Raw genomic sequence first — 23575 nt, 5'->3', positions numbered from 1 at the left:
CGGTAGGCTGGAACATGGAGTGTTCTCGCAATTACGATCAGGGGGTATGGAGGTCGACGACTCCCGCTTCAACGAACTCTTCGACAAGTTCCGCCGTGTCGGCGCAAGCCTCTTCTTCCGCCACCTCGTACTCATCTGCCAGCATGCGCCCGATCTCCCGGATCGAGCGGCCACCATCAATCCACAGCCATATGCGTTCGGCCGCCTCGGACAGCTCGAGCACGTCCTCTGACTGCGCACCGGAAACCATGATGTTTCCCCGGTAGCGGCGCACACGTGCGTCGAGTTTGACCACGGGGACGGATTCGTATCTCGAAAATTCGGAGGCGGCCATTCAGGCACCCACCTCCAGCGAAAGCCGCTTACACAGCATGAGGACGCTCTCCACCCACTGCTCAGCGCCCTGAGGTAGATCCCGCATGGTCTCGACGGCCCAGTAGGCCTCAAACGGCAGGGCCTCCAGTGCGCTCTCCCGCACCCGCCGGGCCCGCCACTTCGGGTTCTGTCCGGTCTCTCCCACACTGCACATGAGCGCGTCGACTGTGAAGCCGAAGGCAATCCTTGCAGAGAGCACGGCGCTCTCGATGTCACCGGACTTCAGCTGACCTGCGGCGTCCTCGACGTAGTTGTCCGCAGTGTTGAGCATCCAGGCGGCCATCAGGAATCGAAAGGCCGACTCCTCCACAGCCTTTCGGGTCCGCTCCAGCCAGTCGGCTCCGTGCAGCGGCACTCCATGCCCGATGCGCTCCAGGAAGTCCTTCTCGCAGAAGTTCATCCCAGACACCACTTCCGTGGTCTCCCCCTCGTCCGGCCAGCGGACCTTGCCGAGGAGCTGGTCAACCTGGCTCTCCAGCCAGTACTCGACATCCCAGCGCTGGCCGTCGATGTAGAAGGTCTCCACGGGGATGGCGTCCGGGTCCAGCGCGACAACCTGCGTGCCGACGGTCGGGCCAGACCAGGGCTCTGACGTGATGATGTAGACATCGAGATCGCTGGTGACGTTCCCCCATCCACGGACCAGTGAGCCGCCGACGAAGACGGACTTCATCCCATGGGGAAGCAGTGCACGCGAGCGAAGCTCGGCAAGGCAGTTATCGAAAGACACTTTCGGGTTTCCTTCGTCGCAGGGTCTGGGAGAACCGCGCGGACTGGACGGCTCCGCCTGATCAGCGCTTACAGAGGGACGAGTCCGTCTCCACCGTTTCCAGTAGGCCGAGATCGACCGACTCGTCGAGCAGCGCACCCAGGGGTCCCACCGACAAGCCGGCTATCGCGCACACCTCGTCTACCGCATGCACTCCGTCCAGGTTCCGCAGAAAGGCGAGCCATTCCTGGCTGTCGTCGTCCAGGACGTACTCCAGGGATCCGTTCACGGCGAGGTACCAGGTGGTGTCGTCGGTGGACGACCTGAGAAGGGTCACCTCGTCCGCGAGCCTCAGCACGCTCCGCTCGCTCCACGCTGGTGCTGTCAGCACGCGACGGGACAGGCCCTCCTGCTCGGAGTCCCAGTCCGTGACGGGGACCCGAGGGCGGATCTCGGGGAGTCGTGCGGCGCTCTCCGAGGGGGGAGGCGGCAGCTCGGTGGTCATGACATCGAGGAGACACAGGTTCAGCAGCGGAAGCAGCCGTTCCACGTAGCCGGACATCGGTGCCTTCTCAAGATGCCGCACCGTTTCCCGCATACGGTCCGCGTCGAGGTACTCGCGCCCGCGCGGGGATGCGAGGGCCATCTCCAACAGCGCTCCGCCGTCCTGGACGAGCATCCGGGTGAACATGAGCTGCGTGTGGCGGGTTCCGTCGCCGTAGAAGAAGGGCACCTTCGGCCGCTGGGCCACCTCCGGTGGCAGCAGGTCGCCCACGGCTTCACGGATGATGGCCTTGTCCCACAGGAGTCGTTCGCGCAGCCCCACCGGGATCGTGGAGACCAGTTCCACGAGTCTGCGATCGAGGAAGGGGACTCGCGCCTCGATGCCGCTGCCGGCAGCGGTGCGGTCCTCGTGCCAGCAGTTGTACTGCTGGATATCCCGCATCTTGGCCGTCACGAATGCGCTGTAGGGGTCGCTGACGGGCCCCCAACGTTCCAGTGCCGAATCGGTCAACAGGCCGGACTCGGTGCCCTCCCACCAGGCCGAGAGTCCCGGCCGGCGTTGTGTGGCACCGCCACGCGCCATCTCTGCAAGCGACGCCTCGAAGCCTTGCCAACCTCCTCCGGCTGCTGTCAGCACGGAGTAGCCGCCGCAGTACTCGTCAGCAGCGGCACCGAGAAGCATGCCCTTGATGTGGGGGAACTCCGCTTTAACCACTCTGTGCAGCTCATGTTTGAAGTACTGCTCAGGGCCACATGTCGGCATCTCCGTGAGCCACAGAAGGTGCTGCCACTCGTCGACGGTCGGAACGAGCGAGCCGTGGAACTCGACCTGATGGTTGGGTATCCCCAACTTCTCGGCGATCCTGTGCGCGTGCTCCGCATCACCGTTCGCCATGGTCGAACCGCTCAGCACGGTGAAGGTCTCCAGCTGCACCGTCTGCGAGGCCAGCGCAGCAACGGCCGCCGAGTCGACTCCCCCGCTCAGGAAGAGACCGATGGAGGCATCGGCCGTCGCGCAGTCGGAAACTGACGATGCAAGGATTTCCCGGAAGTCGTGTACCAGTGCCTGCACGTCGGCAGCTGCGCCGGCCTTGAACGAGGGCAGCTTCCAGTAAGTGTGGGTCCTGGTCGTGCCGTCTGCCAGGTCGATGTCGAGGATGGTGGCCGCGGGAACGGACTCCACCCCTTCAAACCAGGTGGTTGGCCGCGCGTGGTCGATGACAGGAGCCGCGGTCAGTGCCGGGCTCGCGAGCGCGTCGTCCCACGCCACTTGGCGGGGGCACTGAGGGTCAGAGAAAAGGGCCTTGATCTCGGAGGCAAAGACAAGCCGCTCCCGGTTGCGGCTGTAATACAGCGGCTTGACGCCGAAGTGGTCCCGGGCAAGGAGCAGATGGTTCCGCTGCCGGTCCCACAAGATCAGGCCGAACATACCGCGTACGTCTTCGAGGAAGGACAGTCCGCGCTGCTGGTAGAGGTGGACCAGGACCTCACAGTCGGACTTCGTCCGGAGGACCGTTCCGGCGGCGAGGGTTCCGGCGAGCTCCCGATGGTTGTACACCTCGCCGTTGGCGATGAGTACAACGGACCCGTCATCGCTGATCAGAGGCTGTCCTCCGCCTTCGGGATCAACGAGTGACAACCGGGTGAAGGCCATCCCCACGGCGCCGTCCCGGAGTAGTTCTTTATCGTCGGGTCCCCGGTGGGCCAGTGTCCGGGCCATGGCCTCCAGAATACCGTCTGCGCTTGCGTCCAGATTTCGACCGTCGAGACGCGCGAGGCCGCCCAGTCCACACATTTCTGTCCTCCACCCATGAAGCGGCGCACCATCGATGCCCGGGGAACGCCATCCGGGGATTACCGGATGACGTTCCCCGACTCTTGGACTACTTGTTGTCCATGAGGACCACGTTGAAGTTGACCTTCTTGGCCTGCGGCTTCTGGTACTTCTTCATGAATGACACCCCCTCTCCGTCAGTACGGTGAGAGACCGCCAGACACTTGGTCCGGCCAGCTCAAGGAACTCATTCATCGTAGAGACGAAAACCCGGAGAGTTCAAGCCCCAATTCTGCTTTTATTTCACACGACGAGAAGTCATTTTTGCGCACGCTGAAACACCATCCGGCACCGATAAAGGAAACGGACGGTCCTAAAAGTCCAGGATGTTAAAGAAGGCCGGCCTCCTGGAAGGCATCCCCCGTCGCCGGGTCTCGCACGGCCCCGACCTCCTTGAAGTACCGAACCGTTGCCCGCGATGCTTGCCTAATGTCCAGGGCCAATCGATCGGCCGGATAAGACTCCACAAGCACCTGCGCAACCTCGTCACGCGTGAGTCCGATGTCCAGGAGGGCAGCGCCGAGAAATGTGTAATCGGGTTCGAGGAAAGCCCGGATCAGTCTGGGGGCCAGCACCCCGGCAGCGCTTCGCTGACGGGCATCGAGCGCACTCCACAGATAGCGAAGGAAGTCCCTGAAGTAGGCGTGATGGCGGCCCTCGTCCTCGGCGTGATCGGCTACCACCTCCCGGACCGGCCGTGGAAGGCGGCGATCCTTCGGTAGATCCGATAGAAGGGTTGACACGAGCGTCTCGCTGACTACCGCGAAGAGTAGATCGTCAACGCCCCGCAGATGCCGCTCGGAGGTCATCCGGATGCCGCGGAGCCGGCCCAGGAATGCGGGGGCGCCCACTCGGAGCCGTGCCACTCCCGTGTGTGCCTCGAGCTGGTCCACAAGATCCCTGGAGAACTGCGCGTGCCACGCCTCGTCGGTAGATATCTTGAAGGCGTCCGACTCCATGGACGGCGGGAGGTCGAGCCCGCTACTACCCGAGCCGATTCTCGCGACCACTGGAATGACTGCAGCGGTTTCCAAATCGGTCGTGAAGCATAAGTAGTTGTAGAGCTGTTGCAGCAGAAGGCGGTGCCTGGCCCCCGGTTGTCCCGCTCCCTCGATGAGGGGATGGGAGGCGGCCGGGACAAGTTCGGGCGGGAAGAACGTAATTCCCTCTAACGCGCCGTCGAGGACACGACGCGGCTTTACCCGAACGCTCGCCCGCTCCTCCCACTTGCCGAAACTGCTCTTGTACTCCATCCCGGACGCCGGCGTGAGGCCGGGTTCGGATACCCCTAACGGGATTCCGCCTTCAATCGCGGGTAGATTGTCGATAGCTTGGTCCCGGTAACTCCGCAGTCCGCCCACACCCCCCACTCAGAGCACCGCGTCCGGCACATCCACGGACGTTGGATCGGCCTGCAGTACAGACCTCAGCCTCTTGGCGGAAACATCGACCTCTTCCCCAGGCGGCAGGTCGAAACGGCGCCAGTTCCAGCGACTGCCGAACTCCCGCAGATTGGCCAGACCGCGCTCCTGGTATTCGATGAACGTCTCGCGGCTGAGCCGGGAGTAGCCGGCGTGCATGCCGAGTTCCCTCGGCTGAAAGGTTGAGCGCCGATCGAAGACCGAGCCGACGTCCGTCTCCATCAGGACGACGACGTCAGGGATGCGCACACCATCGAATATGGTCTCCAGTTGCTCCAGCCGGTAACCCTGGGCGAGCAATTTGGACCAGAACTTGTAGAACCAGCCATCCACGATCACGTTGTACCCCGCCTCGAGGGCGGGTCGCAGGACCGTCTCGGAATGAGCGGTGAACCACGAGGCTTGTAAGGTGACCCAGAAGGATGGTGGTAGATCGGTGGAGTCGCCGCTGTACCAGAGCATAGTAGCGGCTTGTTTCATCAGCTTTGCCGAATATTCAGAGGTGAGCGACTCTTGGCGCCGCGAAATAAACAGATATCGCCCGTCGGGATCGGCCGGTAAACGGAATTCCGGCACCGCCTCGACCGCGAATAAGTCTGGATAGGATAAGTCGGAGATCTCCCGCGCCAGAGTCGTCTTCCCCGCGCCGTCAATCCCTTCCAGAGCAATGAACTTGCCAGTCAATTACCCCTCCCCCGTTGGCCACGTAAGTAAACGTCAGGGACTGCGAACAGCAGTCTCCCTGTACGCACCATCCTCATGGTGCTCTTCGAAGTTGGCCAAGGCAAGCACTTAACGAGATTTACTCTCCTGTAACATCGACAAAACACTAGGACTTACGGCTATTTGTCCGACTATGATCAAACATCAGAGGCAGCCGCGTGAGTGCCTGATTCACCCTCAAGAAGCAGTTCCAACTGCAAGGCCGAGTGGTCACTCAGTCCGGAAAGCCGGGGTTCGTGGAGATAACGGCATGTCACCACCCCTGGCAGATAGGCCTCACTGGTGAAAACATGGTCGAACCGGTAGCCGAGGGCGCTGCGTCGGCCGAACCAGCTGTGCTCCTCGGCGTCCGGATGCGCATGCCGGAAGGCATCAGCCAGGCCGGCTGTGGCGAAGGACCGATAAAAGTCGTACTCCCAGGCTCCGAAGACCTTGTGGTGCGGGCGATGTCCTGGTTCCACCACGTTGAGGTCTCCGGCCACCACCACGGGACCCGGCCCGAGGCTGTGCACCAGAGATGGCAACTGGACGCTCAGAGCATCCTGAAACGCCCGTTTGTCCTCGTTCCGGCGTTCCCGAGAGCCTCGGGACGGCACGTACACGCCTGCGACCCCGACCGGCCGACCTGCGACTCGCAGCCGGAGAGCCACCAGCCGGTGCGGCATCACTACCTCGTGGGCCACCTGCTGGGCGTCGTGGTCCCGAACGGCCGCGACGACACGGTAGTCGCCGCCGGCGTCTTCCCCCACGTAAGCCTGCCAGCCCTGCTCGCCGAGTTCCTGCACCAGAGCCCCCGGCTCACCCACTTCGGTGAGCAGTACCACGTCCGTGCCGGGGGTGTCCCACAACCAGGCGACTTGACGGCGCATCCGCGGCACCGCTGCGTGCTGCACGTTCCACGTGACCACGCGCAACCGGTCCCGCGCGGTAGGCGTGCTCCGGCAACCGTCCATGCCGAATGCGAGTTGCAGATTCACATTACTCACCCATCGATCGTTAGCGCGGTCCCCTGGCTACAGACCGTGGCCGATATGAGGGACGACGCTCACGCCCCGACCTCGTCGAGGAAGACCTCCCCAACGCGATCAAGATCAGCCCGCAGGCGTGCGTACACGCCACGGGCGAACTCAAACTCCTCCTCGCTCAGCGGAGCCCCGAGGCAGGTGTAATTCCGCTCAACCTGCTCCGGACCCGTGAAGCCGCACAGGACGACAGCGTGCTCAGCGCGCTGAAGGCAGTACCGCAACGCGACCCGGGTGAGCGCGTCAGAGTCGTCTCCGAAGCGGTCGCGCAAGGGTCGCAACCCCCGTTGGATCACGTCGAGGGAGCTAGCGGTAAACCACCTCTTGCGCAGCCGAATGTCACCGGGCCCGAACTCCGGGGGTGTGTTTGGGTCGTACTTGCCGGTGAGCAGGCCCTGCGCCAGTGGTTTGTTGAGCAGAAGGGCGACTCCCTGACGGGCCGTAAACGTGAAGAGGTCCTCGTCGCCCACCATCGTCTCAGGGCTGAGGGCGTTGTACCGTGTGCACAGCACGTCGGGGCGGACACGCCGGAACACCTCCGCGAACCGTATCCGCTTGTCGCCCCGCCGATCCTTCGGTATTGCCAACCGCTCCGTGGCCAATCGATGCGGCCCCCGCATGCCCACCGCTCGAATCAGGCCGTCCTGCTTCAGGGCGTTCAATTGCTCCACGGCCTGGTCGAGGTACCGGTCGTCGCCCCCGAAGTCGAAGTTGTGCAGGAAATAAACATCCAGGTAGTCCGTACCCAGGTTCTCCAGCGTCTGCTCGAATTGATGGCGCAGGTGCGGCGCAGCGTATGCGTTCTCCGCAGTGCCCCGCATGTACCCGACCTTGCTGGTCAGAAAGACATCCGCACGGGGTACATCCTTCAAGAATCTGCCGAGCAGGCGCTCCGAGTGCCCGAGCCCGTAGACGTCTGCGGTGTCGAAGAGATTGGCTCCGTGCTGGAAAGCCATGTGCAGACCGTCCAGTGACCGACTGTCGTCGGCGGTGGACCAGCCCATGGGCAGTCCGAGATTGTGAGCGGGGCCCCCAATCGCCCAGCAGCCCACGCCTAAGGGATGCGCAGTAAGTGCATCGAGCAACTTCCGCGGAGCGAGAGCCGAATTGTCCATTATTCCCCATTTCTAGCAGGCAGCCGCGAACCCCATCGGTGCGCGCGATGCTGCAGCCTGTACCCTATCGAGCTGGTCAACTACCCTGCAGATGTGACGTCATGGGGTGCAGCGGAGAGCAACAGGCCATCTGAGACAGGAACCCAGCTTGATCTTCCAGCCGTTCTCGACGAAGGCTGGGCCGATCTGTCCTCTTTTCCGACCAGCGAAGCACTCCGGGCTGAGGCTTTCTACCGACAGATCCGCCAACAGGATCCGCTGCTCCTCCAGTCACAGTCGACGGCGATCCGGGACATCCGACTCCGAACCGGATTCGAGGCCGTCGACATCGGCTCCTTCGGGTTACGGCTCAACCTTCGATCTTCCGACCTCGATCTCGGTATCAGCTGCGCGCGAGCGCAGTGGGATGGACTGACCTCGAAGCTGCTCCCTGGCTTCCGTCTGCTGGGGGAGCATGCCACTCGATTCTCCAACTCCCGGTTGGCCCTTGCATCTGAGTACGAGAACGTACAAGTGGACTTGAGCGTCCTGTCGCCACCGGACTTCGAGAAGGCGTGTCGCATGCACAGGCACATCGCTGCCGCGATGTCCCTCACGGAGCGAATTGCCTATACCTGGGTCAAGCATCTCCTGAACAGGGCAGAGGCATTGGACGAATACGAGCGATGGAAGTGTGTTCCCTACTTCCGCTTTTGCCTCGACTTCCGCCCCTCGAGAACCGTGCGCACGAGGCCGGTTGACTAGCCCTCATGCGTAGACTGCCTGTCCCCAATTTTCGACGATTCCCGTGTCAGGCGTTCTCGTTCCACGGCAGCTTGGTGAGGGAGGGCCAGATTTGCCGCCATCGATCGGTCTTGGTCTCGTAAACAGCCCGGGGAGCAACCCCTTCAGGGTTCGGACGCAGTACCAGGTTGAAGAGGTCCTCGAAACCGAAAGGAGCGGTGACGGTCAGCTTTCCTCCAGAGTCAAGGTGTAGGCCGACACAGCAACACGTCGCCGCAAAGGAGCGGATGGCATCCTCAAGGTCGCGGTAGGGGCGGATCTTCTTCCCGAATTTCGCTTCATACCAGAGATGCACGCGAGCCTCGTTCCGAGGTTCGAGTTCGACGTCTAGACCCTCACACGCTTGGACACAGCGCCGCAACACCCGGTCTTCAGCCTCGTAGGACAGGTCCCCGGACTCAAAGAAGAAAAGGTCGTGGTCACGGATCCCTGTGGAGAGGTCTCCGTAGCCGGAGGCAACGTTCCAAACGGTCTGGAAGAGGCAACCAGCGGTGAGCTGCCACGGTGGGATGTCCAAGCCCGAAAGGCGCTCCAAAACTGCCCTGTTGCTCCGACTGCGAAGCACCGTCGCGGCGAACACATGGGCCTGCTCGTCTAGGTTTGCTTTGCTCAGGTCTCGCAGGTCGTCGCCGTCCAGGTCCCTGTACTGAGGATGGTCGCGGACGACCGAGTAGTCCAACACGATCACCCGCCACACCTTGCCACATCGGGGCACGGCCAGCTACCGACTCGGTTCTTCCACCTCGATCGGACCGCCGAGGAAAGCTGCAAGGGCCGGTGGGTTCAACGTTCCCGTGCCGCGCTGCCGCTGCCTGCCTCTCAGCGGGGGTTGTCGGATGTTCCGCCCAGTACGCGGAGTCATTGGAGCAGCGGGCGTCGGTCGGTGCGCGGGTTCCAGTCCGTGAAGGCGATCGACGTCGGCTAACAGAACGCGGCAAAAGGCCTCCCCCGCTCGAAGGTGAGAGAAGCACACGTTCTGGTGACTGCCGACACGCGTGCTTCTGGAGCCGAAGCAGTCTCGCTAGAGTGCGAGGCTTGGCCTACAGCAGCGTCCGGTCCCCCGACGACGGAGAACGCCCTATGAGCGACGTGTACCAACCGCCTGCGAACCTGCCCGTTCCTGAAGACGACGGCGCGGCCGACCATCTTCCCGGCCGGAAGGTGCCATACCTGGAGCTGCCCGGTACCGACGGCACCGCAATCCACATCAATGCACTCGGCATCGGCCGCGCGGTGCTCTACATCTACCCGCTCACGGGCCGCCCGGACACCGACCTCCCCCAGGGCTGGGACTCCATCCCCGGGGCGCGCGGCTGCACTGCAGAGGCATGCGACTTCCGCGACCACCATCAGGAACTTCTTGCGGCCGGCGCACAACGAGTCTTCGGCCTGTCCAGTCAGGACACCGCATACCAACGCGAGGTCGTCGAGCGGCTCCGCCTGCCGTTCGAGATGCTCTCCGACCCCTCGCTGAGCTTGGCGGCAGCACTTGACCTGCCCACTTTCGAAGTCGATGGGCTGACCCTATTCAAGCGGCTGACCCTCGTCATTCACAACGACAGGATTGAACACGCGTTCTATCCAGTCCGTTCCCCGCACGAGCATGCGCAGCAGGTCTTGGCTTGGCTGCGCGACAGCCCTGCATAAGCGTTGCCGACCGAGTGGTCATGACGGTCTGGCCGACTGCGTGCACCCGAACTGGCGCCGGGCTTAGCTTGAGATTTAACCTTCAGTGATCGTTCAATGTTCGGGTCGTTCACCCACATGGGAATCTCCCTGACATGGCGATGACCTCCGCTTCACGCTGTGTGATGTCTAGTCGCACAACGGCAGTGGAGGTCGTCGGTGTCGAGTGTTGTCCATGAAGCAGGGCATCGGCAGGTGCTTGCCGAACTGTCCTCCTTTCGAATGGAGTTGTACGCGGCGATGCCCCGCCGTGCGGATGCGCTGTTCGAGCTGGTGGACGCGGTCCTGTGCGCGGGTTCTGCGGTGGTGTCGCTGCCGGAGTTGTCGCTGCAGTCGGTGCATCGGCGTGGGCACGGGGCGATGTATGACGCGCTCGCCGCGGGCCGGATTGAGGTGGCCCGCGTACGGATGGCATTGGCCGGCCTGGAGCTGCCCCGTGGAGCGGACCGGCAGATCTCGATCGCGCTGGACGTCACTGCCTGGCCACGGCCCGACGCCGAGTGCTCACCGGACCGGTTGCACTGTCACCGGCCGTGTCGGTGCGACGGGGTCCGGCAGACGATCCCGGGCTGGCCCTACCAGGTCGCCGCCGCGCTCGGCGGGGGCCGCACGTCATGGACCGGCCCGCTGGACGCGGTCCGCCTCGGCCCCAGCGACGATGCGACCGCGGTTACCGCCGCCCAGATCCAAGATCTGCTCGTCCGGCTGCGCGAGGCCGGGCAGTGGCGCGAAGGCGACCCCGAGGTGCTGTTCGTGCTGGACTCCGGCTACGACATTGTGCGCCTGACATGGCTTCTGCGTCACGAGCCGGTACGGCTGCTCGGGCGCATCCGCGCCGACCGCGTCATGTACCACCCGCCCGGCCGCCGCAAGGGCCCCACCAAAGGCCGCCAACCCCGCCACGGTGAAGCGTTCCGGCTCGCCGACTCCACACACCCGGACCCGGTCCAGGAATCCACTACCCGCCATGACAGGTTCGGCCGCGTGACCGCCCGCTGCTGGGGGCGTCTGCATCCCAAACTGGAACGCCGGCAGGGCGGCTGGGCCGACCACCCCGGTGAACTGCCCAACGTCGAGGGCACCCTGGTCCACCTCGCGGTCGAGTACCTGCCCGGCCACCGGGACCCCAAGCCCCTGTGGCTATGGCACTCCGTCCCCGATGCCACCGCCCACGACGTCGACCGCCTCTGGCGGATCTTCCTGCGAAGATTCGACATCGAGCACACCTTCAGGTTCTTCAAGCAGACACTCGGCATGACCCGACCCCGCCTGCGCCACCCCGAACAAGCCGACCGCTGGATCTGGCTGATCATCGCTGCATACGCCCAGCTCCGCCTCGCTCGAGCCCTGGCCAGCGACCTCCGCCGCCCCTGGGAGAAGCCTCTGACACAAGAACAGCTCACCCCCGGTCGGGTCCGCCGCAGCTATCCCCGGATCCGGCAGATCCTGGGCACCCCCGCCAGACCGCCGAAAGCCTCCCGCCCAGGCCCAGGACGCCCACCAGGCCGCAGCACCAGTCCCGCACCCCGCCACCCCGTCGGCAAACAGCGACACAAAAAGGACACCCCTCAACCCTGAGGGCCGAGGGGAAACCTTAAAATTCAAGTTTAGACCGTCCGGCAGTAGGTGGCGGAGCACGGTCGCGATGAGGGGTGGCAGCAGAACGGGCACAGGCCCCGAGTGATCATGGAATTCTCTACGCTCTGTGACCACGAAGGACGACTGTGCCCGCCCTGCCATCATGCCTGTTTGAACCTGCCTGGGACCAGTTCAGGGCCCTGCTGCCCGATCGAGCCGAGTTTGACCCCGGCCATCCGCTCGGCTGCCATCGGCGGCGCATACCGGACCGCGTCGTGTTCGACCATGTCGTCCAGGCACTGGTCCACGGCTCCGGATACGAGCGTGTCTCCTCGCCCGGATGCTCTGACCGCACGATACGACGGCGTGTCAAGCTGTGGGCTCACATGGGGATAGCGCAAGCGCTGCACCGGATCGTCCTGGAGGCGTACGACCGCATGATCGGCCTCGGCCTCGATGAGATCTCGGTCGACGGCTGCATCACCAAGGCGCGGTGCGGCGGGCAGAGAGCGGGGCGCTCACCCGTCGACCGGGGCAAGCAGGGGCTGAAGCGCTCGGTCGCCTCCGACGCGTGCGGGGTCCCGCTTGGGGTCGTGTCCGACGGCGCGAACCGGCACGACTCTCCGCTGCTCGGCCCCACGCTGGCAGCGGCCGAAGAACAGGTCGGCGTGATGCCGGAAGCCGTCAACGTCAACGTCAACCTCGATCGCGGATACGACAGCACAAAGTCACGTGGCGAGTTGGGATTCTCCGCCGAGATCGCCCGCAAGGGCGTGCCAGCCCCGATCCAAGCCGGCAAGCGCTGGGTGGTGGAGCGCACGCAGTGCGCCACGAGGCGCTCTGTTTGTATCCCCGGCTCAACCGGGAGGAACTCGGAAGGAGGTTCCTGGGCCGAATGACTTACCTGGATCCGAAAGGTGAAGGGGACAAGAGCATGTCAGAAAACCGGTGACCGGGCCCAGTTGTCAGGGACGGTGTGCCGGGCGGCCCGCGCGATATGGCGAAGGCTGGATTGTTTGAATCCTAATCTCCAGAAGATGCAAGTTCCCATCCGTCGGAAAGACAGCTGAAACCGACGCCGACCCTGCATTGGTTTCGAATGTGACAACTGGTGCAACTGCCGGGGTTCGGAGCGATGTCCAGCGAGGACATTCAAGGAGATGAGTGGGACGCCTGTGTCGCGCTAGAACGTACAGACAGGGACGAACGTGGGATCGCCTACGGGATGCGAGTCCTATGGCGACGGAGGCCCCGTAGTAGTCGCCGGAGTCACGACCGGCCAGGGAGGACGGGAAAGCCGTCCACATTGGGCGAAGGGGGCCAGGTGATTCGGACACCCGAGACTCGGGAGGTATGCGGAATGCAGAGCGCCAAAACGGTGCTGGGTGTCCTGCGTGAACGCGGCAGACGCGGTCTGCCGTGCGATGAACTGTATCGGCAACTGTTCAATCCGCAGTTGTATCTGCTGGCCTACGGACGTATCTACGCCAACCATGGCGCGATGACGCCCGGGGTCACGTCGGAAACCGTGGACGGCATGTCCCAGCGGAAGATCGACCGGATCATCGAGGCAATGCGCCACGAGCGCTACCGCTTCAAGCCGGTCCGGCGCGTGCACATCCCGAAGAAGAACGGGAAAACGCGCCCGCTGGGGCTGCCGACCTGGTCGGACAAGCTCGTCGGTGAAGTGGTCCGCCTGTTATTAGAGGCGTACTACGAGCCGACGTTCTCCGACCGCTCACATGGGTTCCGTCCCCGCCGAGGTTGCCATACCGCGTTGCGGGAGGTGGACCGCACATGGACCGGGACGTCCTGGTTCATCGAGGGGGACATCGCCGACTGCTTCGGCAGCCTGGACCATCAGGTCCTGCTGTCGATCCTCGGCGAAAAGATCCATGACCAGCGGTTTCTACGGCTGGTGCGCAACATGCTGACAGCCGGATACCTGGAGGACTGGAGATGGGGTGCCACGCTCTCCGGAGCGCCGCAAGGCGGAGTGGCCTCCCCGGTCCTGTCCAACATCTACCTGCACAAGCTGGACGAGTTCGTCGAGACAGTTCTCATTCCGGAGTACACCCGAGGAAAACGCCGGGCCCGAAACCCGGCCTATCTGGAGTTGCAGAATCTGCTGGCGAAAGCCCGCCGGCGCGGCGACCGGGCCCAAGCCCGCACGCTGCGTCAGCGGATGGTCAGCCTGCCGAGCGCGGATCCAGGCGATCCGGCATACCGCAGGCTGCGCTATATACGCTACGCGGACGACCATCTCCTCGGTTTCACCGGACCGAAAGCCGAGGCCGAGCAGATCAAGCAACGCCTGGCCCAGTTCCTGCGTGACGAACTCAAGCTGGAACTGTCCCAGGGAAAGACGCTGATCACTCACGCCCGCACCCGGGCAGCGAGGTTTCTCGGCTACGAGATCACGACCCAGCACAACGACACGAAGAAGACAGGCCGTTACCGACGGGTCAACGGCCAGATAGCACTCCGTGTCCCACGGGACGTGATCAAAGTCAAGTGCGCCCCCTATCTCGCCCGCGGAAAACCCGCGAAGAAGACAGCCCTGATCAACAGCACCGATCACGCGATCGTGGCGACCTACGGGACCGTCTACCGGGGCGTCGTCCAGTACTACCTGCTTGCCGGAGATGTCTTTCGGCTGCACCGGCTGCAATGGGTGATGGAGACGTCCATGCTCAAGACTCTCGCGGCCAAGCATCGCTCGTCAGTGTCGAAGATGGCCGCCAAGCACAAGGCCAGAATCGACACCCCCAACGGGATCCGAGTGTGTTTCGAGGCCCGAATCGAGCGGAAGAGCAGGGAACCGCTGGTGGCACGGTTCGGCGGGATCCCGCTCCAACGGCAGCGGACGGCGGAACTCGCCGATCGTGAGCCGATCCGGGTGGACTTTCCGCAAAAGGAACTCATCGCGAGGCTCCTGGCGGATACCTGCGAGATCTGCGGGAGCAAAGGCAACGTGCAAGTGCACCACGTCCGCGCCCTCGCCGACCTCGCACATGCCGGATGGCAGCCCTCTGACTGGGCGCGCGTCATGCTGCACCGACGACGCAAAACCGTCGTGGCCTGCGACACCTGCCACGACCGCATCCACTCAGAACGGCCAGCCAGACCACTCACGCAGTAGTCACTGGAGAGCCGGATGACCGGGAAACCGTCATGTCCGGTTCGGCGGGAGGCCGCGCGGAACAGGACTCGTCCCCACGACGGGCACCTCGCCGCGCGGCCGACCCAACCTCGTGGATGAACGACTACGGCAAGCAGCGGCGCTGCACGGAGAGGAGTGGCGAGGTCGTGGACTTTTACCTCTACCTCGCCGCCGCACTCGTCACGCTCCGCATGCTCATTCGACGCTCGGCGAGCCGCTACCGCTGGGACGGCCGCCCCACCACCCGATGCCTCAAGTGATCCATTTGCCGGTCGGTCTTACTCAGGCAACTTTCCGTACTGGAAAAGGAATTGACGTCACGTCACTCCGGGGCAATATGTTCGTAACAAAGCGCTGGAATTGCCGTGAAGGAACCGGCTCCCGTCCAGTTGAGGACATTGGCACTCAAGGGACATGGCCTCTTCTTTACAGCAAGACAAAAGGATGGCTGACTACGCACATCTTTCGCACGCCTAGCCTCTTGAGGTTCCCTTGCGCACACCTCCGTCCCCCAGACGCGGGCTGACCGTCGCGGTCTCCGTCCTCGTGGCGCTGACGGCGACCGGGCCGGTCGCTTCGGCCGAGACCCGCACCTCTTCCACGCCGGCCACCGCGTCCCCCGGGCTCGCCGCGCCCAGCGCCGCACGCCCCGACGCGGCGGGCACCGTCACCCTGATCACCGGCGACAAGATCGAGGTGACCGTCAGTAACGGCCGCACCACCGCGACCGTGTCCGATCCGCAGGGCCGGCTGGGCGGCGCCCATGTCATGTCGGTCGGCCCCGACACCTACGTGTACCCGGACGAGGCGCTGCCCTGGATCGCGTCGGGCGCGCTCGACGAGCGACTGTTCAACGTCAGCGAACTACTCAAGGACGGCTACGACGACGCCCACAGCGACGGGCTCCCGCTGATCGTCACGTACACCGACGCCGCCGCCCGTGCCCGCAGCGCGAAGACCCCGGACGGCGCGCGGAAGACCCTGACGCTCAGCAGCATCCAGGGCGCCGCGATATCCGCCGAGCACGCGCGGGCGAGGGACTTCTGGTCCTCCCTCACCGGCGCAACCGCCAAGAGCGCGGCGGGGGCCCAGCCCTCCGGACGGCTGACGGGCGGCATCGCCAAGGTGTGGCTGGACGGCAAAGCCAAGGCGACGCTGGCCGACACCACCGCGCAGATCGGCGCGCCAGAGGTCTGGCAGGGCGGCGACACCGGGCAGGGTGTGGACGTCGCCGTCCTGGACACCGGCATCGACGCCGCGCACCCGGACTTCGCCGGCCGGATCGCCGCGTCGCAGAGCTTCGTACCGGACCAGGACGTCACCGACCGGAACGGCCACGGTACCCACGTCGCCTCCACGGTCGCGGGCACCGGCGCCGCGTCCGGCGGCACGGAGAAGGGTGTCGCCCCGGGCGCCTCGCTGCACATCGGCAAGGTCCTGGACAACGACGGCAGCGGTCAGGACTCCTGGATCCTGGCCGGCATGGAGTGGGCGGCCCGCGACCAGCACGCGAAGATCGTCAGCATGAGCCTGGGCGGCGCCCCCACCGACGGCACCGACCCGCTCAGCCAGGCCGTGAACAAGCTCAGCGCGGAGACCGGGGCGCTGTTCGTGATCGCCGCCGGCAACTCCGGCCCCGCGCCGTACTCCATCGGCGCGCCGGGCGCGGCGGACGCCGCGCTCACCGTCGGCGCGGTGAACGGCCCGGGCAAGGGCGTGGACCAGCTGGCCGAGTTCTCCAGCCGCGGCCCGCGCGTCGGCGACAACGCCGTCAAGCCCGACCTGACCGCCCCCGGCGTCGACATCCTCGCCGCCCGCTCCCAGTACGCCCCCGAGGGCGAGGGCGCGTACCAGACGATGAGCGGCACCTCCATGGCGACGCCGCACGTCGCGGGCGCCGCCGCCCTGCTGGCGGCCAAGCACCCGGACTGGAGCGGACAGCAGCTCAAGGAGGCGCTGGTCAGCACCACGGCGAGCACCCGGCGGTACAGCCCCTACCAGGGCGGCAGCGGCCGGCTCGACATCGCCACGGCCGTGAAGGCCACCGTGGTCGCCTCCGGCGCCGCCTTCGCCCAGGTCCACTACCCGTACACGCCCGGCCAGACGATCCGCAGGGACGTCACCTACACCAACACCGCTGCCCAGCCCATCACCTTGGACCTGGGCCTGATCGCGGAAGGCATCCCCGACGGGCTGTTCACCCTCTCCGACAGCCGGCTGACCGTGCCCGCGCACGGCACCGCCACCGTCGGCGTCGTCACCCACCTCGACCTGGCCGCCGACGACGCCGCCTACACCGGTCAGCTCACCGCCACCGGCCCCGACGGCGCGGTCCGCGCCCGTACGCCGATCGGCGTGAACAAGGAGGGTCAGCGCGTCAAGCTCTCGGTCACCGCGAAGAACCGCAAGGGCGCGGGTCTGCCCGGCACCCTCGTGCTGAAGGACGTCGACCACGACACCGTTCCCAAGCTCTACACCCTGGACTCCTCGGGCACCTTGGACCTCAGCCTGGTCCCCAGCAACTACGCGGCCTGGATGTACGCCGACGTCCCCGGCATCGACGGCACCCACACGCTCGGCTACGGCGTGTTCTCCGCGCCGCAGATCGACCTGAGCAAGGACCGCTCGATCCGCTTCGACGCCGCCGACCTCCGCAAGGCCGCCGCGTTCACCCCGCAGCCGACCGCCAACAGCTACATGCGGATCGACCAGTACCGGTCGTACGGCGACCTGTTCCCCTTCGTGGACAGCTACATGCCGGAGTACTGGCGATACGACAGTCTCTGGGCGGCCCCGACGTCCAAGGTGACGCACGGCTCCTACACCTTCGCCACCCGCTGGCGGCAGATCCAGCCTCCGCTGACGTTCGCGTCGGGCTCCCAGAGCTATGACGGCGTCACCGTGCAGAGCCTGTCGCCCGTGCTGCCCGAGGGCAGCCGCACGTACCGGGCGCTGTGGGCCGGGGACGGCTCCGCCGCAGAGTTCGCCAAGGCCAAGGTCCGCAACCAGGTGGCCGTCGTCCGCCGCAGCGACACGGTGTCCGCCCCCGACCAGGCGGCCGCCGCCGCCAAGGCCGGCGCGAAGCTGCTGCTGATCCTGAACGACGGCTACGGCAAGCTGGACCCGTGGGCCGACCTGCCCGACGCGGCCCCGCTGCCGGTGGCCTCGCTCGGCACCGACGACAGCGTCCGCCTGCGCGCCCGGCTCGGCCGGGCCGGAACGGCGACGCTGAAGGTCGTCTCGCACCCCCACCCGCGCTACCTGTACGACCTGGTCCGGCACTACAGCGGCGCGATCCCCCGGACGCTGACCTACCGGCCCGGCCCGAGCGACCTCGCCAGGATCGACGAGTCGTTCCGCGACACCAAGCAGGGCGAGGCGGTCGAAGGCCGCGACGACCTGTCCGTGGACGGCGGCTGGTCCATGCTCGGCCGGTCTGTCCCGGTCGCGGCGCAGGGCACGCTCACCTCGTGGGTCACGGCGGGTCCCGGTGTCAGCTGGGTCTCGGGCGCGGGCATGGCGGATCTCGGCCAGGGCGGCGCCCCGCGCTCGTACAAGGCGCGCGGCACGTACCGGGAGACCTGGTTCTCACCCGTCCAGCACCCGCGGCTCCTGAGCGACGCGGTCCACACGGCCCCGTTCCGGGTCGGCGACGTCATGAGCCCGTCGTCGATCAGCGCCTGGGGTGACTCCGGCGGCCACGCGGGCGTGGCCTGGGCCGACGGCGACACCTCGAAGGTCTCGCTCTACCAGGGCACCCAGCTGCTCGGTGAGACGGCCAACGACGGGATCTTCTCCGTCGAGGACCTGCCCACCGACCGGCTGCCCTACCGCCTGGTGGTCGAGGGGAACCGGAACCTGCCGGGCCGGCCGTACTCGACCCGCACCCGCACCGACTGGGGGTTCACCTCCGGCACCACGGACTACACCGTCCTGTCTCCCCTGCCGCTCATCCAGCTGGACTACGCGGTGGCCACCGACCTGTCCGGCCGGGCGGGCAGGCGCTCGGCGGTGTCCGTCACCCCCTCGCACCTCAAGGGCGTGACCGAAGGCGGCACGATCCGCACGGTGACCCTGGACGTCTCCTACGACGACGGCGCCACCTGGCACCGGACCACATCGCGCCACAAGGGCGCGGCCTGGACGGCGTCGCTGAACGCCCCGTCCAAGGCCCGCTTCGCGAGCCTGCGCACGACCGCGAAGGACGCCGAGGGCAACACGGTCAGCCAGACCGTGATCCGCGCCTTCGGCCTCAAGTAGGCCGTCAGTACGACCTGTGGGCCCCTGTCCGCCACCGTGCGGGCAGGGGCCCCGCCGTCGGCGGGCCCCTGCCCGCACGGCTGTCACCCCGCGAGGCTGAGGTCCTTGTGGACCGCGCGGGCCACCGCCTCGATCGTGGAGATGCCGGAGGCCATCGTCTTGTTGTCGTGGGTGAGCACGGCGACGCTGTAGTCGTGGCCGCCGCCGGTGAAGGCGCCGCCCAGGCTGTGCACCCGCCAGCCGTGGGTGGCGCGGGACAGCCAGCCGTTCTTGACGTGGACCACCGCGGGGACGGCTCTGGCTCTCAACCGTCTCGCGCCGGCCGTCCCCGACGCGACCGCAGACGAGCAGGCGGAGCAGCTCGCAATCCTCGTGGTAGAAGGGCTGCTCCCGTCGGGAGTCAGGACTCTACATAGAGCCGACCCACTGCCAGTGCGTTGCAGTTATGCAAGACCGCTAATACCAGCGCGCAGCAGGGCGTCGTCGCTGCTCACGGTCCCGCGTGGCTTCGAACCCCAGAGGCGAACGAGACCAGCTGTGGGGCATTCCCCTGGCGGTGCGAAAATGCGCTGACAGGGTGGCAGCGGGCTGCAGTCCAGGGTATGCACCCCGAGCCCGCAGCCAGACACCAGGGAGAAAGCGTCCACAGCCCCTCACGGTCAAGGACTTGCGCAGTCCGGGACGGACTCGTCAAGAGGGTGCCGCCTCGCCGCGGACGATCGGCAGTGCGGACAAGAGGTCGTCAGGACCGACGACGACCACCGCGATGCGCCTCTCCTCCCGGAGCCTGCCGCAGCAACACCGAAGCGGCCGGTACAGGCGCTGCGCAACCAGTGCCAGCCCGTACGCCGTGGCCGTAGCGCAGCGGCGGACGCGGGATCCCGTCCCGATCGGTGAATTCCGACGGCGCCTGTTCCTCGAGGACGGTGAGTTCTCGCGGCAGTGGGATGCGGGTGCGGTAGAGGCGGTGAGTTGCTGCTACTTCCCGGTCGGCAGGAGTGTCGGGGGCGGTGAGTTCCCGGCAGTGGACAGTGAGGGCTTCCTGCACGATGCGGTGGTCCAAGCCCGGGGCGCGGGACTTGCTACGGAGGGTGTGGGCGAGGTGGCGGCGGGCTTCAGCAAGCAGGTGCCGACGGCGGAACCGGCCCTGCCGCATAACCGCCACGACCCCGGTGACGTACGCGGCCGCAGCGCACGGGGTATCTGCACGGGGGCCCGCAGTAGCGGTCCTCCAGACGTACGGAACGCTTCGCAAGGTCTTGGGCGATGCTGCCCATCACGGCGGCCGCACTGCCCTGACCGGCCCCCGTTCCCAGCAGGCGCCATCACCGCGTGTCATATGTGGTGACCCTGCGTGTCTACCTGAGTGCTGTGCATCTGGCATATCCCAGAGGCCCGTGACTGGCCTCCACCCATGAAAGGAACGTCAGTGAACGCTCGATTTGGCGTGCGCCGAGGCGCGCTCGCGGTCATAGCCCTGGCCGCGATAGCGGCGTCGACAGTCCCAGGATCGACGGCTGCCCTCGCGGACGAAAGAGATCTCTTCGCAGACAACTGGGGTGTGATCACCCGTAACACGATCGGCTCCCCCGTCGCCATCCTGAGGAACGGACCGGTCGGCTCCTTCGGCGTACCGGCATCCGCCGCCCGGCCGCCCTACGGCACCGGCAGCCTGGGCATCGAAGTCGCGAACAACTCCACCACGCTGACTCCCCCCAGCGAGAAGGTCGACTTCGGCAACGAACGCGACTTCTACGGCAACCCGGTGCTCGGCCTGACCAAGGTCGGCTTCCACGTCTTCCAGACCAGTGAGAACGTCGGCTACGGCGGCCCGACCAACATGCCGAACATCAGGTTCGAGATCGATCCGAACATGACCGCCGGCGACAACTACTCCACCATGGTGTGGACCCCGCCCGCCTCCCCCGTGGTGGACCGCTGGAGCCCGTACATCGACGCCACCACGACCGGCACCTGGTTCCTCACCGGCAACGAGACCTCCTGCACCCAGGCCACCCCGTGCACGTTCACCCAGCTGAAGGCCTCCTTCACCGGCGGCATCGCACCGCCGACCATCCTCACCGTCGCCGTCGGCAAGGGCCGCGACAACATGTGGATCGGCGCCGTCGACGGCCTCCGCATCAACCACAACATCTACGACTTCGAAGCCGACGGCGTCAAAACCCGCCTCCAGCTCTTCGGATAGGCAGGCAGGCCGAGCCGGCACCAAGCCAGCCCACCACCTGCTCCTCGCGCCCACCGCTGGCCATGGGTAGAAGCCTGCCCGACGAGCGAACACCCCGGCCCCTGACCCCGACACGGGGCCCTTCCGTCGCGATCTCTCGCGCCCACGACAGCAACGTTCACTTGCTCAGTAACACCCCCTGACAGTCACCTCGCGCCATGTGCCGCCGTGAGCGACTCACTGACACGTGACGGCACCTCCCCGCCCCGCTGCTGTCATGAGGCGGCACACGACCGCACAGCCACCCCTACGGCCCGCCCTCTGCGGGCCGCCATCCCACCAACCAGCCCAGCGCAGCAGCTCCCCAGGCCGCCCCCACGACGGCCGGAGAGGCGGGCACACCCCGCGCAGGGACAGCCGCACCACATCAACACCCCCCTCTGCAGGAGAAGTCAGACCGGCAAGCACCCGCAATACCGCCTGTGACCAGGGCGAATGCCGCTCGGCCGCCGGAGGGTACGCAACACCCGCCGCAACCCCTGCCGCAACGCCCGCCGCAACGGCTCTCGCATCGCCTGCCGCAACCCCCAAGGCGGTCCCCAGCGTGCGGCCCCGCCCCTCGGCGGCACTCTCGCTCCCCGGCACAGCGCCAGGCCAGCGACTGTCCGGCCAGGCCCCGCAACGGCCCAAGACCCAGGCACACCCGTGCAGAGACAGCACCCAGGCCCGTCAGCCCCCTCCAGAGGGAGAAGTCCGACCCACCCGCACCGGAAAACAGGGCCCTGACCAGCCACAACGCGCGCCGCCGCCACGTGGACCCGCAAGGGATAGTGCAAGGGATAGTGCAAGCGCCTCCACAGCCGCCGTCACGACCACGGTGCGCCGGAACGGGCTCGTTCCGGCGCACCGTTGGGCAGGCCGCCCCAAACGTGCTGCGGGCGAAGGAAGCCCCGCAGGGCTCAGCAGCATCCGGGCACCTGCCCTCCCCGCGCGCCCAGCCTGGGCGCGCCGCCTCGTGCCAGGCCGGGGTGGGCGCCGGCCGCGCAGCGGGGACGTACCAGCCGCCGGACCACCCAGCGGCGGGGAAGCGTTCCCAGCCGAACCCGCCCGCCTCTTCCCACCTCTCCATCCTGCTGTTCTGGCGTTCAAGGGGCGGTTCCAGGGGAAGTCAGCGCCGCAGGCCCCACTCACCACCAGGTGCGAGCTGCAGCGACATGCCGGTGAGTCACGGCAGACCCGCAGGTGATGCCGCAGGTAATGGCGCAGGTGATGCCGCAGGTAATGGCGCAGGCGTTGCCGCAGGTGATGCCGCTGGCCGGGGCCGGGGTGCACGCGATGGTGCACGGGATCGTGCATGCAATAGTGAACGGGATGGTGCCGCGGGTCTGCCGGGCCGGCCACCGTGCCCCGTCGGGCAATGACTTGGGCCAGCAGACGACGCAGGGTGACATCCCGAGGGGGTGATCAAGAGCGGGTGAGCACGTCATGGCGGAGTACCGCTTCACACTGGCCCGCATCGTGCGCACCGGACCGATCACCGCACACGCGGTCCCGGACGAATGAGCACACGGTCAGATCACCGTTCCCATGCCCACGCTCGGTCGGGGAAGTGCCGCCTGCGGTGTTCGCAGCCGCCGTGACACGGTCGGCCAACTCATCGAAAAGTCTGCGTGCGGCCGCTGACTTCATGTCAGGCGCGGGCCAGTTCGGCAGCGCCGAAGGAGACGTTGAACCGATCGCACCAGATACTCACGCTGGTGTACTTCCCGAGATCTGCGTTGGCGGGCAGCGGGTAGTTGTGGCTGCCCTTGTTGCCCTTGAGCTTGCCGAGACTGAGGTAGGCGCCGTCGTCGAAAACGTCCCAGCCGTCCTTGCCTGGCTTCACCGTCGCGTCCGTGATCCAGACTTTCAGGTCAGGGCCGTTGCTGGTGTCCAGGTCTTCCGGGCGCAGCACCCGGGAGCCATCCGGGAGCCGGACGATTTTCACGCTGCCGGTAGTCGCGTGCTCGTGAATGTGTCCACACCAGCCGTGGGCGCGCCGCTGGCGCGGGCTGGCTTCCAGTTTCGGTAGACCTTGTGCCCTCGCGCAACGCTCAGGTTTGGGCGTGTTCACCTCAGCAGTGCATCAACCAAACGAGGGGCAAGACGCCGGTGCTGCAGCAACGTCCCAAGCCCTGCAACGCGGGATTTGGAGAACGTCCCGCTCGACGCAATCCG

General features: G+C 66.2%; 16 protein-coding genes and 3 pseudogenes. 9 read left to right on the top strand and 10 right to left on the bottom strand.

Annotated elements, in window-relative coordinates; all coding sequences use genetic code 11:
• Nucleotides 1–37 precede the first annotated feature (37 nt).
• The 7 genes from OIE69_RS42495 to OIE69_RS42465 all read right to left on the bottom strand — a co-directional run bounded on the left by OIE69_RS42495 (nt 38) and on the right by OIE69_RS42465 (nt 7703).
• The gene (locus OIE69_RS42495) at nt 38–334 is read right to left on the bottom strand and encodes a PqqD family protein (RefSeq protein ID WP_326580828.1); all 297 of its coding nucleotides are present in this window, start codon (nt 332–334) and stop codon (nt 38–40) included.
• Nucleotides 335–1105 (bottom strand): hypothetical protein, encoded by a 771-nt coding sequence (locus OIE69_RS42490; protein WP_326580827.1) that lies wholly within the window; start codon nt 1103–1105, stop codon nt 335–337. It abuts the gene before it with no gap.
• A 61-nt stretch (nt 1106–1166) separates the two neighbouring features.
• Nucleotides 1167–3383: an asparagine synthase (glutamine-hydrolyzing) gene (gene asnB / locus OIE69_RS42485; RefSeq protein ID WP_326580826.1), complete on the bottom strand. Its 2217-nt coding sequence runs from the start codon at nt 3381–3383 to the stop codon at nt 1167–1169.
• A 368-nt stretch (nt 3384–3751) separates the two neighbouring features.
• The gene (locus OIE69_RS42480; protein WP_326580825.1) at nt 3752–4675 is read right to left on the bottom strand and encodes a diiron oxygenase; all 924 of its coding nucleotides are present in this window, start codon (nt 4673–4675) and stop codon (nt 3752–3754) included.
• Between the two features lie 117 nt (nt 4676–4792).
• Nucleotides 4793–5527, bottom strand: a complete 735-nt coding sequence (locus tag OIE69_RS42475; RefSeq protein ID WP_326580824.1) for a dTMP kinase — start codon at nt 5525–5527, stop codon at nt 4793–4795.
• Between the two features lie 176 nt (nt 5528–5703).
• On the bottom strand, nt 5704–6552 hold the full coding sequence (locus tag OIE69_RS42470; protein ID WP_326580823.1) for an endonuclease/exonuclease/phosphatase family protein: 849 nt from the start codon (nt 6550–6552) through the stop codon (nt 5704–5706).
• Nucleotides 6553–6611: 59 nt separating this feature from the next.
• Nucleotides 6612–7703 (bottom strand): aldo/keto reductase, encoded by a 1092-nt coding sequence (locus OIE69_RS42465; RefSeq protein WP_326580822.1) that lies wholly within the window; start codon nt 7701–7703, stop codon nt 6612–6614.
• 93 nt (nt 7704–7796) lie between these two features.
• Here OIE69_RS42465 and OIE69_RS42460 point away from each other — a divergent pair, with 93 nt between their 5' ends.
• Nucleotides 7797–8447, top strand: coding sequence for a hypothetical protein (locus tag OIE69_RS42460; protein WP_326580821.1), 651 nt, complete (start codon nt 7797–7799; stop codon nt 8445–8447).
• A gap of 46 nt (nt 8448–8493) precedes the next feature.
• Here the strand turns inward: OIE69_RS42460 and OIE69_RS42455 are convergent, their stop codons facing one another.
• Nucleotides 8494–9174 (bottom strand): nucleotidyltransferase family protein, encoded by a 681-nt coding sequence (locus OIE69_RS42455; RefSeq protein WP_326580820.1) that lies wholly within the window; start codon nt 9172–9174, stop codon nt 8494–8496.
• A 392-nt stretch (nt 9175–9566) separates the two neighbouring features.
• On the opposite strand from OIE69_RS42455, the gene OIE69_RS42450 reads away from it, so the two are divergent.
• The 6 genes and pseudogenes from OIE69_RS42450 (at nt 9567) to OIE69_RS42425 (ending at nt 19173) form a co-directional block, all read left to right on the top strand.
• Nucleotides 9567–10133, top strand: coding sequence for a peroxiredoxin (locus tag OIE69_RS42450; RefSeq protein ID WP_326580819.1), 567 nt, complete (start codon nt 9567–9569; stop codon nt 10131–10133).
• A 261-nt stretch (nt 10134–10394) separates the two neighbouring features.
• Complete coding sequence (locus OIE69_RS42445; protein ID WP_392567640.1) at nt 10395–11750, top strand: NF041680 family putative transposase; 1356 nt, start codon at nt 10395–10397, stop codon at nt 11748–11750.
• Nucleotides 11751–11896: 146 nt separating this feature from the next.
• Nucleotides 11897–12649 (top strand): IS5/IS1182 family transposase, encoded by a 753-nt coding sequence (locus OIE69_RS42440; RefSeq protein WP_392567639.1) that lies wholly within the window; start codon nt 11897–11899, stop codon nt 12647–12649.
• A gap of 461 nt (nt 12650–13110) precedes the next feature.
• Nucleotides 13111–14892, top strand: a complete 1782-nt coding sequence (locus OIE69_RS42435; protein WP_326580817.1) for a reverse transcriptase domain-containing protein — start codon at nt 13111–13113, stop codon at nt 14890–14892.
• A gap of 110 nt (nt 14893–15002) precedes the next feature.
• Nucleotides 15003–15173 (top strand): annotated as a pseudogene (locus OIE69_RS42430) (IS5/IS1182 family transposase); the annotation flags it as partial.
• 232 nt (nt 15174–15405) lie between these two features.
• Nucleotides 15406–19173, top strand: a complete 3768-nt coding sequence (locus OIE69_RS42425) for a S8 family serine peptidase (protein ID WP_326580816.1) — start codon at nt 15406–15408, stop codon at nt 19171–19173.
• 83 nt (nt 19174–19256) lie between these two features.
• Here OIE69_RS42425 and OIE69_RS42420 read toward each other — a convergent pair.
• A pseudogene (locus OIE69_RS42420) lies at nt 19257–19454 on the bottom strand (serine hydrolase); the annotation flags it as partial.
• A 1148-nt stretch (nt 19455–20602) separates the two neighbouring features.
• Here OIE69_RS42420 and OIE69_RS42415 point away from each other — a divergent pair.
• Both OIE69_RS42415 and OIE69_RS42410 read left to right on the top strand, forming a co-directional pair.
• Nucleotides 20603–21379, top strand: coding sequence for a hypothetical protein (locus tag OIE69_RS42415; RefSeq protein ID WP_326580815.1), 777 nt, complete (start codon nt 20603–20605; stop codon nt 21377–21379).
• Between the two features lie 1236 nt (nt 21380–22615).
• The gene (locus tag OIE69_RS42410; RefSeq protein WP_326580814.1) at nt 22616–22822 is read left to right on the top strand and encodes a hypothetical protein; all 207 of its coding nucleotides are present in this window, start codon (nt 22616–22618) and stop codon (nt 22820–22822) included.
• A 226-nt stretch (nt 22823–23048) separates the two neighbouring features.
• On the opposite strand, the pseudogene OIE69_RS42405 reads toward OIE69_RS42410, so the two are convergent.
• A pseudogene (locus tag OIE69_RS42405) lies at nt 23049–23369 on the bottom strand (DM13 domain-containing protein); the annotation flags it as partial.
• Between the last annotated feature and the right edge of the window lie 206 nt (nt 23370–23575).

The organism is Actinacidiphila glaucinigra, from assembly GCF_035918135.1.
Classification (GTDB): domain Bacteria; phylum Actinomycetota; class Actinomycetes; order Streptomycetales; family Streptomycetaceae; genus Actinacidiphila; species Actinacidiphila glaucinigra.
The sequence above is the reverse complement of the archived record's forward strand: the minus strand, read 5'-3'. Positions and strand labels throughout refer to the sequence as shown.